Below are 14,736 nucleotides of genomic sequence, written 5' to 3'. Positions count from 1 at the left end.
TATGAGCACCATTGACATTCTGTCGCCCTCCGGCGACACCGCCGGGACCGTCGAGCTCCCGGCCGAGATCTTCGACGTCGAGAAGGTCAGCATCCCGCTGATCCACCAGGTCGTCGTCGCGCAGCTGGCCGCTGCCCGTCAGGGCACGCACAAGACCAAGACGCGTGGCGAGGTCCGTGGTGGCGGCAAGAAGCCGTACCGCCAGAAGGGCACCGGCCGCGCCCGTCAGGGTTCGACCCGTGCGCCGCAGTTCGCCGGCGGTGGCGTCGTCCACGGCCCCGTGCCGCGTGACTACTCGCAGCGGACCCCGAAGAAGATGAAGGCCGCGGCCCTGCGCCACGCCCTCACCGACCGGGCCCGTCACAACCGGATCCACGTCGTCTCCGGCGTCGTCGAGGGTGCGAACCCGTCGACGAAGGCCGCCAAGACGCTGTTCGGCAAGATCTCGGAGCGCAAGAACCTGCTCCTGGTCGTCGACCGCGCCGACGAGGCCTCGTGGCTGTCCGCCCGCAACCTGCCCCAGGTCCACATCCTGGAGCCGGGCCAGCTGAACACGTACGACGTTCTCGTCTCGGACGACGTGGTCTTCACCCAGGCCGCTTTCGAGTCCTTCGTGTCCGGCCCGAAGGCCAATGACACCGAAGGGAGCGAGGCCTGATGGCTACGCGTCACCCGAGCATCGCCTCCAAGGCTGCGAAGGCCGCCAAGGCCGCGCGCGTCGCCAAGGCGCGCCGCCACGCCGCCGAGGGCAAGAACACCGTCGTCACCGCGCCGAGCAAGGCGTTCACGGACCACCGTGACGTGCTGCTGAAGCCGGTCGTGTCCGAGAAGAGCTACGCGCTTCTCGACGAGGGCAAGTACACGTTCATCGTCGCCCCCAACGCCAACAAGACCCAGATCAAGCAGGCCGTCCAGGCGGTCTTCTCGGTCAAGGTCACCGGCGTGAACACGCTCAACCGCCAGGGCAAGCGCAAGCGCACGAAGACCGGTTTCGGTCAGCGTGCGGGCAGCAAGCGCGCGATCGTGACCCTTGCCGAGGGCGACCGTATCGACATCTTCGGCGGTCCGACCGCGTAAGCGGGTCGGATCGTCCGATATCGGACGAGGACTGAGAAATGGGAATCCGCAAGTACAAGCCGACTACGCCGGGCCGTCGTGGCTCCAGCGTCGCCGACTTCGTCGAGGTCACGCGGTCCACGCCGGAGAAGTCGCTGGTCCGCCCCCTGCACAGCAAGGGCGGCCGTAACAACGCCGGTCGTGTGACCGTTCGCCACCAGGGTGGCGGACACAAGCGCGCCTACCGCGTGATCGACTTCCGTCGTCACGACAAGGACGGCGTGCCGGCGAAGGTCGCGCACATCGAGTACGACCCCAACCGCACCGCGCGCATCGCGCTGCTGCACTACGCGGACGGCGAGAAGCGCTACATCCTCGCCCCGCGCAACCTCCAGCAGGGTGACCGCGTCGAGAACGGTCCCGGGGCCGACATCAAGCCGGGCAACAACCTGGCGCTCCGCAACATCCCGGTCGGTACCACGATCCACGCGATCGAGATCCGTCCCGGTGGCGGCGCCAAGTTCGCCCGCTCCGCCGGTGCCTCGGTGCAGCTGCTCGCGAAGGAGGGCACCATGGCCCACCTCCGCATGCCGTCCGGTGAGATCCGCCTGGTCGACCAGCGCTGCCGCGCCACGGTCGGCGAGGTCGGCAACGCCGAGCAGAGCAACATCAACTGGGGCAAGGCCGGCCGCAAGCGCTGGCTGGGCGTCCGCCCGACCGTCCGCGGTGTGGCGATGAACCCGGTTGACCACCCCCACGGTGGTGGTGAGGGCAAGACCTCCGGTGGTCGCCACCCGGTCAGCCCCTGGGGTCAGAAGGAGGGTCGTACTCGTTCGCCGAAGAAGGCTTCGAACAAGTACATCGTCCGCCGCCGCAAGACGAACAAGAAGCGCTAGGAGCGGGTTTAGATGCCGCGCAGTCTCAAGAAGGGGCCCTTCGTCGACGACCACCTGATCAAGAAGGTGGACGCCCAGAACGAAGCCGGTTCCAAGAACGTCATCAAGACCTGGTCCCGTCGCTCGATGATCGTCCCGGCCATGCTCGGCCACACGATCGCGGTGCACAACGGCAAGACCCACATCCCGGTGTTCGTCACCGAGTCGATGGTCGGCCACAAGCTCGGCGAGTTCTCGCCGACGCGCACCTTCCGGGGTCACGTCAAGGACGACCGGAAGTCGAAGCGCCGCTAGTAGCGGATCGCATTCAGACACGTAAGTAACTGAGAGGGACAACCATGGAAGCCAGGGCCCAGGCGCGGTACATCCGCGTTACGCCCATGAAGGCCCGCCGAGTGGTGGACCTTATCCGTGGCATGGATGCCACGGAGGCTCAGGCTGTTCTGCGATTCGCTCCGCAGGCAGCCTCAGTGCCCGTCGGCAAGGTGCTGGACAGCGCCATCGCCAACGCCGCGCACAACTACGACCACACCGACGCCGACAGCCTCTTCATCTCCGAGGCGTACGTCGACGAGGGCCCGACCCTGAAGCGGTTCCGTCCGCGTGCCCAGGGCCGTGCCTACCGGATCCGCAAGCGGACCAGCCACATCACCGTGGTCGTCAGCAGCAAGGAAGGAACCCGGTAATGGGCCAGAAGGTAAACCCGCACGGGTTCCGGCTCGGTGTCACGACCGACTTCAAGTCGCGTTGGTACGCCGACAAGCTGTACAAGGACTACGTCAAGGAAGACGTCGCCATCCGTCGGATGATGACGTCCGGCATGGAGCGCGCCGGCATCTCCAAGGTGGAGATCGAGCGCACCCGTGACCGTGTGCGTGTGGACATCCACACCGCTCGTCCGGGCATCGTGATCGGCCGCCGTGGCGCCGAGGCCGACCGCATCCGCGGTGACCTCGAGAAGCTCACGGGCAAGCAGGTCCAGCTGAACATCCTCGAGGTCAAGAACCCCGAGACGGACGCTCAGCTGGTTGCTCAGGCCGTTGCCGAGCAGCTCTCCTCCCGCGTCTCCTTCCGTCGCGCCATGCGTAAGAGCATGCAGTCGGCGATGAAGGCCGGCGCCAAGGGCATCAAGATCCAGTGCGGTGGCCGCCTCGGTGGCGCCGAGATGTCCCGCTCGGAGTTCTACCGCGAGGGCCGTGTGCCCCTGCACACGCTCCGCGCGAACGTGGACTACGGCTTCTTCGAGGCCAAGACGACCTTCGGCCGCATCGGTGTGAAGGTCTGGATCTACAAGGGCGATGTCAAGAACATCGCCGAGGTCCGCGCCGAGAACGCTGCGGCCCGTGCGGGTAACCGCCCGGCCCGTGGTGGCGCCGACCGCCCGGCCCGTGGTGGCCGTGGTGGCGAGCGCGGCGGGCGCGGTCGTAAGCCGCAGCAGGCTGCCGGCGCCGAGGCCCCCAAGGCCGAGGCCCCCGCCGCCGCCGCTCCGGCTGAGAGCACCGGAACGGAGGCCTGACCGACATGCTGATCCCCCGTAGGGTCAAGCACCGCAAGCAGCACCACCCGAAGCGCCGTGGTCAGGCCAAGGGCGGTACGACGGTCGCGTTCGGCGAGTACGGCATTCAGGCCCTCACGCCGGCGTACGTGACCAACCGCCAGATCGAGGCGGCCCGTATCGCGATGACCCGCCACATCAAGCGTGGCGGCAAGGTCTGGATCAACATCTACCCGGACCGCCCGCTCACGAAGAAGCCTGCCGAGACCCGCATGGGTTCCGGTAAGGGTTCGCCGGAGTGGTGGATCGCGAACGTGCACCCGGGCCGGGTCATGTTCGAGCTGTCCTACCCCAACGAGAAGATCGCCCGTGAGGCCCTGACTCGCGCAGCCCACAAGCTGCCGATGAAGTGCCGGATCGTCAAGCGCGAGGCAGGTGAAGCGTGATGTCGGCCGGTACCAAGGCGTCCGAGCTGCGCGAACTGGGTGACGAGGAGCTGCTGAACAAGCTCCGCGAAGCCAAGGAAGAGCTGTTCAACCTCCGCTTCCAGGCGGCGACCGGTCAGCTCGAGAACCACGGTCGGCTCAAGGCCGTCCGTAAGGACATCGCGCGGATCTACACCCTGATGCGTGAGCGCGAGCTGGGCATCGAGACGGTGGAGAGCGCCTGATGAGTGAGAGCAACGTGACTGAGCAGACTGCAGAGGCCCGCGGCTTCCGCAAGACCCGTGAGGGTCTCGTCGTCAGCGACAAGATGGACAAGACCGTCGTCGTCGCCGTCGAGGACCGCGTCAAGCACGCGCTGTACGGCAAGGTCATCCGCCGTACCAACAAGCTCAAGGCGCACGACGAGCAGAACGCTGCCGGCGTCGGCGACCGGGTCCTCCTCGCGGAGACCCGCCCGCTGTCGGCGACCAAGCGCTGGCGCGTCGTCGAGATCCTCGAGAAGGCCAAGTAATTCCTGCGGGGATCATCCAGCAGGACAGTTCCGCCAGGCTCCGGGCGGGTGTGTAACTTGCACACCCGCCCGGGGAACCGGCAGACAAACAGGAGATAGACGTGATCCAGCAGGAGTCGCGACTGCGTGTCGCCGACAACACTGGTGCGAAGGAGATCCTTTGCATCCGTGTGCTCGGTGGCTCCGGTCGCCGCTACGCGGGCATCGGTGACGTCATCGTCGCCACCGTCAAGGACGCGATCCCCGGTGGCAACGTGAAGAAGGGTGACGTCGTCAAGGCGGTCATCGTTCGCACCGTCAAGGAGCGCCGCCGTCCGGACGGCTCGTACATCCGCTTCGACGAGAACGCCGCCGTCATTCTGAAGAACGACGGCGACCCTCGCGGCACCCGCATCTTCGGCCCGGTCGGGCGTGAGCTGCGCGAGAAGAAGTTCATGAAGATCATCTCGCTGGCTCCGGAGGTGCTGTAAGCATGAAGATCAAGAAGGGCGACCTGGTCCAGGTCATCACCGGTAAGGACAAGGGCAAGCAGGGCAAGGTCATCGCGGCCTTCCCCCGCGAGGACCGCGTCCTGGTCGAGGGTGTCAACCGGGTCAAGAAGCACACCAAGGCCGGTCCGACCGCTCGCGGTTCGCAGGCCGGCGGCATCGTCACGACCGAGGCCCCGATCCACGTCTCCAACGTCCAGCTGGTCGTGGAGAAGGACGGCAACAAGGTCGTCACGCGTGTCGGTTACCGCTTCGACGACGAGGGCAACAAGATCCGCGTTGCCAAGCGGACGGGTGAGGACATCTGATGGCTACCACCACGACTCCGCGTCTCAAGACGAAGTACCGCGAGGAGATCGCGGGCAAGCTGCGTGACGAGTTCAAGTACGAGAACGTCATGCAGATCCCCGGCCTCGTCAAGATCGTGGTCAACATGGGTGTGGGCGACGCCGCCCGCGACTCCAAGCTGATCGAGGGCGCCATCCGCGACCTCACCACGATCACCGGTCAGAAGCCGGCCGTCACCAAGGCCCGCAAGTCCATCGCGCAGTTCAAGCTGCGTGAGGGCCAGCCGATCGGTGCCCACGTCACGCTCCGTGGCGACCGCATGTGGGAGTTCCTGGACCGCACCCTGTCGCTCGCGCTGCCGCGCATCCGCGACTTCCGTGGTCTGTCCCCCAAGCAGTTCGACGGCCGTGGCAACTACACCTTCGGTCTCACCGAGCAGGTCATGTTCCACGAGATCGACCAGGACAAGATCGACCGTACCCGGGGCATGGACATCACCGTGGTGACCACGGCGACCAACGACGCTGAGGGCCGCGCGCTCCTTCGTCACCTCGGCTTCCCCTTCAAGGAGGCGTGAGCGAGATGGCGAAGAAGGCTCTGATTGCCAAGGCTGCTCGCAAGCCCAAGTTCGGTGTGCGTGCGTACACCCGCTGCCAGCGCTGCGGCCGTCCGCACTCCGTGTACCGCAAGTTCGGCCTGTGCCGCGTGTGCCTTCGTGAGATGGCTCACCGTGGCGAGCTGCCGGGCGTGACCAAGAGCTCCTGGTAATCCCCTAGTTGGGGTTACCTGAAGCTCTCGGTAAGCAAAGGGTTTGGTCAGGGGCCCACCCCTCCATGGCTTAGGCTAGGAGGGTTGGGCGCCCTGACGCCCGTACGACTTACTACGCCGTAGGTCCACCGCACCGCACCCGCCTCGTCTCGGATCGAGGAGAGGGATGGGCACCTGGAAACCCCGGCGAGAGAGGCCGAAGGCCAATTCATGACCATGACTGATCCGATCGCAGACATGCTTACGCGTCTGCGGAACGCGAACTCGGCATACCACGACTCCGTGACGATGCCGGCGTCCAAGATCAAGTCGCACATCGCGGAGATCCTCCAGCAGGAGGGCTTCATCACGGGCTGGAAGGTCGAGGACGCCGAGGTCGGCAAGAACCTCGTCCTCGAGCTGAAGTTCGGCCCGAACCGTGAGCGCTCCATCGCGGGCATCAAGCGGATCTCCAAGCCCGGTCTCCGGGTGTACGCGAAGTCCACCAACCTGCCGAAGGTGCTCGGCGGCCTGGGCGTGGCCATCATCTCCACGTCCCACGGGCTCCTCACCGACAAGCAGGCCGGCAAGAAGGGCGTAGGCGGAGAAGTCCTCGCCTACGTCTGGTAGCGGAAAGGAATCGGAGGAAACAGCTATGTCGCGTATTGGCAAGCTCCCCATCACGGTTCCCGCCGACGTGGACGTCACCATCGACGGCCGTACGGTTTCGGTGAAGGGCCCCAAGGGCACCCTCTCGCACACCGTCGCTGCGCCGATCGACATCGCCAAGGGTGAGGACGGCGTTCTCAACGTCACCCGCCCCAACGACGAGCGTCAGAACAAGGCCCTGCACGGCCTGTCCCGCACGCTGGTGGCGAACATGATCACCGGCGTGACCCAGGGTTACGTGAAGAAGCTCGAGATCAGCGGTGTCGGTTACCGCGTGACGGCCAAGGGTTCGAACCTCGAGTTCGCTCTCGGCTACAGCCACCCGATCACCGTCGAGGCCCCCGAGGGCATCACCTTCAAGGTGGAGGCCCCCACCCGGTTCTCGGTCGAGGGCATCGACAAGCAGAAGGTCGGCGAGGTTGCGGCCAACATCCGCAAGCTGCGCAAGCCCGACCCGTACAAGGCCAAGGGCGTCAAGTACGAGGGCGAAGTCATCCGCCGCAAGGTCGGAAAGGCGGGTAAGTAAGCCATGGCATACGGACAGAAGATCCTGAAGGGCGACGCCTACAAGCGCGCCGCGATCAAGCGCCGTCACATCCGGATCCGCAAGCGGATCTCCGGTACGGCGGAGCGTCCCCGTCTGGTCGTTACCCGCTCCAACCGCCACATCGTGGCCCAGGTGATCGACGACATCAAGGGTCACACCCTGGCGTCGGCGTCCACCCTGGACACCACGGTGCGCGGTGGCGAGGGCGACAAGTCGGCGCAGGCCAAGCAGGTCGGTGCCCTGGTCGCCGAGCGCGCCAAGGCCGCCGGTGTCGAGGCTGTCGTGTTCGACCGTGGTGGCAACCAGTACGCCGGGCGCATCGCCGCCCTGGCGGACGCCGCCCGCGAAGCCGGCTTGAAGTTCTGAGCCGTTCGTAGCTAGCGGAAAAAGAGAGAGGTAATTCCAATGGCTGGACCCCAGCGCCGCGGTGGCGGTGCCGGTGGCGGCGAGCGGCGGGACCGGAAGGGCCGTGACGGCGGCGCTGCTGCCGCCGAGAAGACCGCGTACGTTGAGCGCGTTGTCGCGATCAACCGCGTCGCCAAGGTTGTGAAGGGTGGTCGTCGCTTCAGCTTCACCGCGCTGGTCGTGGTGGGCGACGGTGACGGCACCGTGGGTGTCGGTTACGGCAAGGCCAAGGAGGTGCCGGCCGCCATCGCCAAGGGTGTTGAGGAGGCCAAGAAGCACTTCTTCAAGGTCCCCCGTATCCAGGGCACCATCCCGCACCCCATCCAGGGTGAGAAGGCTGCCGGCGTTGTGCTCCTGAAGCCCGCGTCGCCCGGTACCGGTGTTATCGCCGGTGGTCCGGTGCGTGCCGTGCTCGAGTGCGCCGGTATCCACGACGTGCTGTCGAAGTCGCTCGGCTCCGACAACGCGATCAACATCGTGCACGCGACCGTGGAGGCCCTGAAGGGTCTGCAGCGTCCCGAGGAGATCGCGGCCCGCCGTGGTCTGCCGCTCGAGGACGTCGCTCCCGCGGCTCTTCTCCGTGCGCGTGCCGGGGCGGGTGCGTAATCATGGCGCAGCTCAAGATTACGCAGGTCAAGTCCTACATCGGCAGCAAGCAGAACCACCGTGACACCCTGCGCTCCCTTGGTCTCAAGGGCATCAACACGCAGGTCGTCAAGGAGGACCGCCCCGAGTTCCGCGGCATGGTGCACACCGTCCGCCACCTCGTGACGGTCGAGGAGGTCGACTGATCATGGCGGAGAACAACCCGCTCAAGATCCACAACCTCCGTCCCGCCCCGGGCGCCAAGACCGCCAAGACCCGTGTGGGTCGTGGCGAGGCGTCGAAGGGTAAGACGGCTGGTCGTGGTACCAAGGGCACGAAGGCCCGCTACCAGGTTCCGGAGCGCTTCGAGGGTGGGCAGATGCCCCTCCACATGCGTCTCCCGAAGCTGAAGGGCTTCAAGAACCCGTTCAAGACCGAGTTCCAGGTCGTGAACCTCGACAAGCTGGCCGCGCTCTACCCCGAGGGTGGCGAGGTCACCGTCGAGGGTCTGGTGGCCAAGGGTGCCGTTCGCAAGAACAGCCTCGTCAAGGTCCTCGGCCAGGGCGAGATCTCCGTGGCGCTTCAGGTGACGGTCGACGCCGTCTCCGGCTCCGCCAAGGAGAAGATCACCGCCGCCGGCGGCACGGTCACCGAGCTCGTCTGAGCGCGATGACGTAAAGCAGTACCCACCGGGGATACCTCACAACGAGGTATCCCCGGTTGGTCGTTCCACGGGGGGCCGTGTCGCCGGTAAGGTGGCCTGCACTGCTTTCTCTCATATTCGTCGAACCTCAAGACCGTCACCCTTGACGCAGTAGCGCGGGGGTCGCAGGAGGCACCGTGCTCACCGCGTTCGCCCGGGCGTTCAGGACGCCCGACCTGCGCAAGAAGCTGCTCTTCACGCTCGCCATCATCGTGGTGTACCGCGTGGGTACCCACATTCCGATCCCTGGCGTCGACTACAAGTCCGTCCAGGAGTGCGTGGACCAGGCGTCCGGCAACACGGGACTCTTCGGTCTGGTCAACATGTTCAGCGGTGGCGCGCTGCTCCAGATCACGATCTTCGCGCTCGGCATCATGCCGTACATCACGGCGAGCATCATTCTCCAGCTGCTCACCGTGGTCATCCCTCGTCTGGAAGCCCTCAAGAAGGAGGGCCAGGCCGGTACGGCGAAGATCACGCAGTACACCCGTTACCTCACGGTGGCGCTCGCCATCCTCCAGGGCACCGGTCTGGTGGCCACCGCCCGCAGCGGCGCGCTCTTCTCCGGCTGCACCGTGGCGTCGAGCATCGTCCCGGACCGCGCGATCTTCACCACGATCGTCATGGTCATCACGATGACCGCCGGTACCGCCGTCGTCATGTGGCTCGGTGAGCTCATCACCGACCGCGGCATCGGCAACGGCATGTCGATCCTGATGTTCATCTCGATCGCCGCGACCTTCCCGTCCGCGCTGTGGGCCATCAAGAAGCAGGGCACCCTGGCCGACGGCTGGATCGAGTTCGGCACCGTCATCCTGGTCGGCCTGGTCATGGTCGGTCTGGTGGTCTTCGTCGAGCAGGCCCAGCGCCGCATCCCGGTGCAGTACGCGAAGCGCATGATCGGCCGCCGGTCCTACGGCGGTACGTCGACGTACATCCCGCTGAAGGTCAACCAGGCGGGTGTGATCCCGGTCATCTTCGCGTCGTCGCTGCTCTACATCCCGGCTCTGGTCGCGCAGTTCTCGAACGGCAACTCGGGCTGGAAGACCTGGATCGAGCAGAACCTCGTCAAGGGCGACCACCCGATCTACATCACGCTCTACTTCTTGCTCATCGTTTTCTTCGCGTTCTTCTACGTGGCGATCTCCTTCAACCCCGAGGAAGTCGCCGACAACATGAAGAAGTATGGTGGCTTCATCCCGGGCATCCGGGCTGGCCGACCGACCGCTGAGTACCTCAGCTACGTACTCAACCGGATCACCTGGCCGGGTTCGCTGTACTTGGGTCTGATCGCTCTTGTGCCAACGATGGCGTTGGTCGGCTTCGGGGCAAGCCAGAACTTCCCGTTCGGCGGTACCAGCATCCTGATCATCGTGGGTGTCGGTCTCGAGACGGTGAAGCAGATCGAGAGCCAGCTCCAGCAGCGCAATTACGAAGGGTTCCTCCGCTGATGCGTATCGTCCTCGTCGGGCCGCCGGGTGCCGGCAAGGGAACGCAGGCCGCGTTCCTCGCCAAGAACCTGTCGATCCCGCACATCTCCACGGGCGACCTGTTCCGCGCCAACATCAGCCAGCAGACGGACCTCGGCAAACTCGCGAAGTCCTACATGGACGCCGGCAACCTGGTTCCGGACGAGGTCACCATCGGGATGGCCAAGGACCGCATGGAGCAGCCCGACGCCGAGAACGGCTTCCTGCTCGACGGCTTCCCGCGCAACGTCTCGCAGGCCGAGGCGCTCGACGAGATGTTGCACACCGAGGGCATGAAGCTGGACGCGGTGCTGGACCTGGAGGTACCCGAGGAGGAGGTCGTCAAGCGCATCGCCGGCCGCCGCATCTGCCGCAACGACTCGGCGCACGTCTTCCACGTCTCGTACAAGGCGCCCCAGCAGGACGGCGTCTGTGACGTCTGCGGCGGCGAGCTGTACCAGCGCGACGACGACTCCGAGGAGACCGTCCGCAAGCGGCTGGAGGTCTACCACACCCAGACCGAGCCGATCATCGACTACTACAAGGCCCAGGGCCTGGTGGTCACGATCTCGGCGCTCGGCAAGGTGGAGGACGTCACCGGTCGCGCGATGGAGGCCCTCAAGCGCGAGGACCACGCCGCGTAGCGGTTTCACGGCGTATTGCAGCCGCGGTCCCCTTCCGAGGGGGCCGCGGCTGCTGTGTGGGTGCACGTATCGTTGATGGCGCCCGTCCCTCTTTCTCCGAAAGGCCCCCGCAGCATGGTGCAGATCAAGAACCCCGAGCAGATCGCCAAGATGCGTGAGGCGGGGCTGGTCGTCGCCGCCATCCACGCGGCCACCCGTGAGGCCGCGGTGCCCGGGGCCACGACCAGGGATCTCGACCAGGTCGCGCGCAAGGTCCTCGCGGAGCACGACGCCAAGCCGAACTTCCTGGGGTACGGCGGCTTCCCGGCGACGATCTGCACCTCGGTGAACGAGGTCGTCGTCCACGGCATCCCGTCGGACGAGGTGGTCCTCAAGGACGGCGACATCATCTCCATCGACTGCGGCGCGATCATCGACGGCTGGCACGGGGACGCGGCGTTCACGGCGTTCGTGGGCTCTGGTCACGCCCCGGAGCTGATCGAGCTCTCCCGGGTGACCGAGGAATCCATGTGGGCCGGGATCGCGGCGATGAAGCAGGGGAACCGGCTGGTCGACGTCTCCCGGGCCATCGAGACGTACATCCGCCGCCAGCCGAAGCCGGGCGGCGGCAAGTACGGGATCATCGAGGACTACGGCGGCCACGGCATCGGCACCGAGATGCACATGGACCCGCACCTGCTGAACTACGTCGACCGGCGGCGGGGGAAGGGGCCGAAGCTGGTGCCGGGGTTCTGCCTGGCGATCGAGCCGATGGTGTCGTTGGGTACGCCGAGGACCGAGGTCCTGTCGGACGACTGGACCGTGATCACGACGGACGGGACGTGGTCCTCGCACTGGGAGCACTCGGTTGCGTTGACGGAGGAAGGGCCCTTGGTGCTCACGGCTCCGGATGGCGGCAAGGCGAAGCTTGCGGAGCACGGGGTTGCCGCGGCGCCGGATCCGCTTGCCTAGGTCGTATGCCCTCAGCGCTTAAGGATCTCCCTGGCGGGGCATGGATCCTCGATTCGTCTTTTCTGGTAGTGCTGACGTAGACTGACTCGTCGACTCTCGTGTGCCCGCATGTCTTCATGCGTTGGCGGGAGTCGATCAAGGTAGTCGATTCGAAGGGCGAAGCGTGGCCAAGAAGCAAGGTGCCATCGAGATCGAGGGCACTGTCGTCGAGTCTCTTCCGAACGCCATGTTCAAGGTCGAGCTCCAGAACGGCCACCAGGTCCTGGCACACATCAGCGGCAAGATGCGGATGCACTACATCCGTATCCTCCCTGACGACCGGGTCGTGGTGGAGCTGTCTCCGTACGACCTGACGCGTGGCCGGATCGTCTACCGGTACAAGTAGATCCCTCTGACTCGGAGAACCTCGATCCCATGAAGGTCAAGCCGAGCGTCAAGAAGATCTGCGACAAGTGCAGGGTGATCCGCCGTCACGGCCGGGTCATGGTCATCTGCGAGAACCCGCGCCACAAGCAGCGCCAGGGTTAATCGCAAACCGGCCTCACCCTCTGCATCCGCAGAGATTCGCGCGACGCGAGCTGAATATGTAAATACGCGGAACCCGGGCGGCCAGTGCACGCCCGACACCCTCGGTTCGGAGGCCGAGGACCCGATTCGTACCTGGTACGGCGGTCGGGATCCGGTTCTGCGTCAGACCTCCGAAGATCAACTGGAGCCATTGAATGGCACGCGTTTCCGGTGTTGACATCCCGCGCGAAAAGCGCGTGGAGGTCGCCCTGACCTACGTGTTCGGCATCGGCCGGACTCTTTCGCAGCAGACGCTGGCGGAGACGGGTATCGACCCGAACACCCGTGTTCGTGACCTGAGCGAAGAGCAGCTCGTCGCGATCCGCGAGTACGTCGACAACAACATCAAGACCGAGGGTGACCTCCGTCGCGAGATCCAGGCCGACATCCGCCGCAAGGTCGAGATCGGCTGCTACCAGGGTCTGCGCCACCGCCGTGGTCTGCCTGTCCGTGGTCAGCGCACCAGCACGAACGCCCGCACCCGCAAGGGCCCGCGTCGCGCCATCGCCGGCAAGAAGAAGCCGGGCAAGAAGTAGTCCTCAGCGGACAACGCTTCATCAGCGGTCTTCGCTGTAGGACCGACCACCTCCCCGTAGGAGTTTGTAGATGCCCCCCAAGGGTCGTCAGGGCGCTGCCAAGAAGGTGCGCCGCAAGGAAAAGAAGAACGTCGCTCACGGCCACGCGCACATCAAGAGCACGTTCAACAACACGATCGTCTCCATCACGGACCCGTCCGGCAACGTGATCTCCTGGGCCTCCGCCGGCCACGTCGGCTTCAAGGGCTCCCGGAAGTCCACGCCGTTCGCCGCGCAGATGGCCGCCGAGTCGGCTGCCCGTCGCGCGCAGGAGCACGGCATGCGCAAGGTCGACGTGTTCGTGAAGGGTCCGGGTTCCGGTCGCGAGACCGCGATCCGTTCGCTCCAGGCCACGGGCCTCGAGGTCGGCTCCATCCAGGACGTCACCCCGACCCCCCACAACGGCTGCCGTCCGCCTAAGCGTCGTCGCGTCTGACCTCGCTTTATTCGGGCTTCTCGGGCGGTACGGCTCTGTAAGGGTCGTATCGCCCGTACCCTTGTAGCAGTACCTCAGGGCATCAAATAGTGGGTGCCCCTGAACTGAAGGATTCACATGCTGATCGCTCAGCGTCCCTCGTTGACCGAAGAGGTCGTCGACGAGTTCCGCTCCCGGTTCGTGATCGAGCCGCTGGAGCCGGGCTTCGGCTACACCCTCGGTAACTCCCTCCGCCGCACCCTCCTGTCGTCGATCCCCGGCGCTGCTGTCACCAGCATCCGCATCGACGGCGTCCTGCACGAGTTCACCACCGTGCCGGGCGTCAAGGAGGACGTCACCGACCTGATCCTCAACATCAAGCAGCTGGTCGTCTCCTCGGAGCACGACGAGCCGGTCGTGATGTACCTGCGCAAGCAGGGCCCGGGTCTGGTCACCGCCGCCGACATCGCGCCCCCGGCCGGTGTCGAGGTGCACAACCCCGACCTCGTCCTCGCCACGCTCAACGGCAAGGGCAAGCTGGAGATGGAGCTGACGGTCGAGCGTGGCCGCGGTTACGTCTCCGCCGTGCAGAACAAGCAGGTGGGCCAGGAGATCGGCCGTATCCCGGTCGACTCCATCTACTCGCCGGTTCTCAAGGTCACCTACAAGGTCGAGGCGACCCGTGTCGAGCAGCGCACCGACTTCGACAAGCTGATCGTCGACGTCGAGACCAAGCAGGCCATGCGTCCCCGTGACGCCATGGCGTCGGCCGGTAAGACCCTGGTCGAGCTGTTCGGTCTGGCCCGCGAGCTCAACATCGACGCCGAGGGCATCGACATGGGCCCGTCCCCGACGGACGCCGCCCTGGCCGCCGACCTGGCGCTGCCGATCGAGGAGCTGGAGCTCACCGTTCGGTCGTACAACTGCCTCAAGCGTGAGGGCATCCACTCCGTGGGTGAGCTCGTCGCCCGCTCCGAGGCCGACCTGCTCGACATCCGCAACTTCGGTGCGAAGTCGATCGACGAGGTCAAGGCGAAGCTGGCGGGTATGGGCCTGGCGCTCAAGGACTCGCCTCCCGGGTTCGACCCGACTGCTGCGGCGGACGCGTTCGGCGCGGACGACGACGCGGATGCCGGGTTCGTGGAGACCGAGCAGTACTAAGAGCTCGGGCTGTACGGTTCGATTTCGGGTGCGGGTGCGCTGTGGCTTGTCGCGCAGTTCCCCGCGCCCCTTCCGGACGATGCGCCCCTTCGGGGCTTGTCGTCCGGATCTCTGACAG

General features: G+C 65.8%; 27 protein-coding genes. All 27 read left to right on the top strand.

The window, feature by feature from the left end:
- Position 1: 1 nt before the first annotated feature.
- Complete coding sequence (rplD, locus tag IF54_RS0111650; protein WP_020135810.1) at positions 2 to 658, top strand: 50S ribosomal protein L4; 657 nt, start codon at positions 2 to 4, stop codon at positions 656 to 658.
- Positions 658 to 1,077: a 50S ribosomal protein L23 gene (gene rplW / locus IF54_RS0111645; RefSeq protein ID WP_020135809.1), complete on the top strand. Its 420-nt coding sequence runs from the start codon at positions 658 to 660 to the stop codon at positions 1,075 to 1,077. The genes rplD and rplW overlap by 1 nt, the downstream gene beginning before the upstream one ends.
- A 38-nt stretch (positions 1,078 to 1,115) precedes the next feature.
- A complete protein-coding gene (gene rplB, locus IF54_RS0111640) occupies positions 1,116 to 1,952 on the top strand; it encodes a 50S ribosomal protein L2 (RefSeq protein ID WP_030039757.1) in 837 nt (278 codons plus the stop codon).
- A 12-nt stretch (positions 1,953 to 1,964) separates the two neighbouring features.
- Complete coding sequence (rpsS, locus tag IF54_RS0111635; protein ID WP_007384069.1) at positions 1,965 to 2,246, top strand: 30S ribosomal protein S19; 282 nt, start codon at positions 1,965 to 1,967, stop codon at positions 2,244 to 2,246.
- A 44-nt stretch (positions 2,247 to 2,290) separates the two neighbouring features.
- Positions 2,291 to 2,638 (top strand): 50S ribosomal protein L22, encoded by a 348-nt coding sequence (gene rplV, locus IF54_RS0111630; protein ID WP_003974262.1) that lies wholly within the window; start codon positions 2,291 to 2,293, stop codon positions 2,636 to 2,638.
- Positions 2,638 to 3,468: a 30S ribosomal protein S3 gene (rpsC, locus tag IF54_RS0111625; protein WP_030317320.1), complete on the top strand. Its 831-nt coding sequence runs from the start codon at positions 2,638 to 2,640 to the stop codon at positions 3,466 to 3,468. The genes rplV and rpsC overlap by 1 nt, the downstream gene beginning before the upstream one ends.
- A 5-nt stretch (positions 3,469 to 3,473) precedes the next feature.
- Positions 3,474 to 3,893 (top strand): 50S ribosomal protein L16, encoded by a 420-nt coding sequence (gene rplP / locus IF54_RS0111620; RefSeq protein ID WP_004927269.1) that lies wholly within the window; start codon positions 3,474 to 3,476, stop codon positions 3,891 to 3,893.
- On the top strand, positions 3,893 to 4,117 hold the full coding sequence (gene rpmC / locus IF54_RS0111615) for a 50S ribosomal protein L29 (RefSeq protein WP_005481220.1): 225 nt from the start codon (positions 3,893 to 3,895) through the stop codon (positions 4,115 to 4,117). Before rplP ends, rpmC begins: the two co-directional genes overlap by 1 nt.
- Positions 4,117 to 4,404, top strand: a complete 288-nt coding sequence (rpsQ, locus tag IF54_RS0111610; RefSeq protein ID WP_007384073.1) for a 30S ribosomal protein S17 — start codon at positions 4,117 to 4,119, stop codon at positions 4,402 to 4,404. The genes rpmC and rpsQ overlap by 1 nt, the downstream gene beginning before the upstream one ends.
- A gap of 101 nt (positions 4,405 to 4,505) precedes the next feature.
- Positions 4,506 to 4,874, top strand: a complete 369-nt coding sequence (rplN, locus tag IF54_RS0111605; protein ID WP_003998823.1) for a 50S ribosomal protein L14 — start codon at positions 4,506 to 4,508, stop codon at positions 4,872 to 4,874.
- Positions 4,875 to 4,876: 2 nt separating this feature from the next.
- Entirely contained in the window at positions 4,877 to 5,200 is a 324-nt protein-coding gene (gene rplX, locus IF54_RS0111600; protein ID WP_003992365.1) for a 50S ribosomal protein L24, read from the top strand.
- Positions 5,200 to 5,757: a 50S ribosomal protein L5 gene (rplE, locus tag IF54_RS0111595; RefSeq protein ID WP_020135807.1), complete on the top strand. Its 558-nt coding sequence runs from the start codon at positions 5,200 to 5,202 to the stop codon at positions 5,755 to 5,757. The genes rplX and rplE overlap by 1 nt, the downstream gene beginning before the upstream one ends.
- Positions 5,758 to 5,762: 5 nt before the next feature.
- On the top strand, positions 5,763 to 5,948 hold the full coding sequence (locus tag IF54_RS0111590) for a type Z 30S ribosomal protein S14 (RefSeq protein WP_003956452.1): 186 nt from the start codon (positions 5,763 to 5,765) through the stop codon (positions 5,946 to 5,948).
- Positions 5,949 to 6,158: 210 nt separating this feature from the next.
- Entirely contained in the window at positions 6,159 to 6,557 is a 399-nt protein-coding gene (gene rpsH / locus IF54_RS0111585; protein ID WP_007384075.1) for a 30S ribosomal protein S8, read from the top strand.
- Positions 6,558 to 6,582: 25 nt separating this feature from the next.
- A complete protein-coding gene (gene rplF / locus IF54_RS0111580; RefSeq protein ID WP_030317317.1) occupies positions 6,583 to 7,122 on the top strand; it encodes a 50S ribosomal protein L6 in 540 nt (179 codons plus the stop codon).
- A 3-nt stretch (positions 7,123 to 7,125) separates the two neighbouring features.
- Entirely contained in the window at positions 7,126 to 7,509 is a 384-nt protein-coding gene (rplR, locus tag IF54_RS0111575) for a 50S ribosomal protein L18 (RefSeq protein WP_030317315.1), read from the top strand.
- A gap of 39 nt (positions 7,510 to 7,548) precedes the next feature.
- Positions 7,549 to 8,154, top strand: coding sequence for a 30S ribosomal protein S5 (gene rpsE / locus IF54_RS0111570; RefSeq protein WP_009190144.1), 606 nt, complete (start codon positions 7,549 to 7,551; stop codon positions 8,152 to 8,154).
- Positions 8,155 to 8,156: 2 nt separating this feature from the next.
- Positions 8,157 to 8,339 (top strand): 50S ribosomal protein L30, encoded by a 183-nt coding sequence (gene rpmD / locus IF54_RS0111565; RefSeq protein WP_003974250.1) that lies wholly within the window; start codon positions 8,157 to 8,159, stop codon positions 8,337 to 8,339.
- A 2-nt stretch (positions 8,340 to 8,341) separates the two neighbouring features.
- Complete coding sequence (gene rplO / locus IF54_RS0111560) at positions 8,342 to 8,797, top strand: 50S ribosomal protein L15 (protein ID WP_003974249.1); 456 nt, start codon at positions 8,342 to 8,344, stop codon at positions 8,795 to 8,797.
- 176 nt (positions 8,798 to 8,973) lie between these two features.
- A complete protein-coding gene (gene secY / locus IF54_RS0111555; protein WP_030317309.1) occupies positions 8,974 to 10,287 on the top strand; it encodes a preprotein translocase subunit SecY in 1,314 nt (437 codons plus the stop codon).
- Complete coding sequence (locus tag IF54_RS0111550; protein ID WP_030317307.1) at positions 10,287 to 10,949, top strand: adenylate kinase; 663 nt, start codon at positions 10,287 to 10,289, stop codon at positions 10,947 to 10,949. The genes secY and IF54_RS0111550 overlap by 1 nt, the downstream gene beginning before the upstream one ends.
- A gap of 114 nt (positions 10,950 to 11,063) precedes the next feature.
- Positions 11,064 to 11,900 carry a type I methionyl aminopeptidase gene (gene map, locus IF54_RS0111545; RefSeq protein ID WP_030317304.1) on the top strand — a complete coding sequence of 279 codons (837 nt, stop codon included), beginning with the start codon at positions 11,064 to 11,066 and terminating at the stop codon, positions 11,898 to 11,900.
- A 163-nt stretch (positions 11,901 to 12,063) separates the two neighbouring features.
- Positions 12,064 to 12,285 carry a translation initiation factor IF-1 gene (gene infA / locus IF54_RS0111540; protein WP_003948620.1) on the top strand — a complete coding sequence of 74 codons (222 nt, stop codon included), beginning with the start codon at positions 12,064 to 12,066 and terminating at the stop codon, positions 12,283 to 12,285.
- Between the two features lie 29 nt (positions 12,286 to 12,314).
- Positions 12,315 to 12,428: a 50S ribosomal protein L36 gene (gene rpmJ / locus IF54_RS0111535; RefSeq protein WP_003998809.1), complete on the top strand. Its 114-nt coding sequence runs from the start codon at positions 12,315 to 12,317 to the stop codon at positions 12,426 to 12,428.
- 194 nt (positions 12,429 to 12,622) lie between these two features.
- Positions 12,623 to 13,003, top strand: a complete 381-nt coding sequence (gene rpsM / locus IF54_RS0111530) for a 30S ribosomal protein S13 (protein ID WP_020135802.1) — start codon at positions 12,623 to 12,625, stop codon at positions 13,001 to 13,003.
- Between the two features lie 70 nt (positions 13,004 to 13,073).
- The gene (gene rpsK / locus IF54_RS0111525; protein WP_003956432.1) at positions 13,074 to 13,478 is read left to right on the top strand and encodes a 30S ribosomal protein S11; all 405 of its coding nucleotides are present in this window, start codon (positions 13,074 to 13,076) and stop codon (positions 13,476 to 13,478) included.
- Between the two features lie 117 nt (positions 13,479 to 13,595).
- Positions 13,596 to 14,618: a DNA-directed RNA polymerase subunit alpha gene (locus IF54_RS0111520; protein WP_003966937.1), complete on the top strand. Its 1,023-nt coding sequence runs from the start codon at positions 13,596 to 13,598 to the stop codon at positions 14,616 to 14,618.
- Positions 14,619 to 14,736 lie beyond the last annotated feature (118 nt).

The sequence above is a fragment of the Streptomyces sp. NRRL B-3229 genome, assembly GCF_000719505.1.
GTDB classification, from domain to species: Bacteria; Actinomycetota; Actinomycetes; order Streptomycetales; family Streptomycetaceae; genus Streptomyces; species Streptomyces griseorubiginosus.
This window is presented reverse-complemented; position numbering and strand designations above follow the sequence as displayed.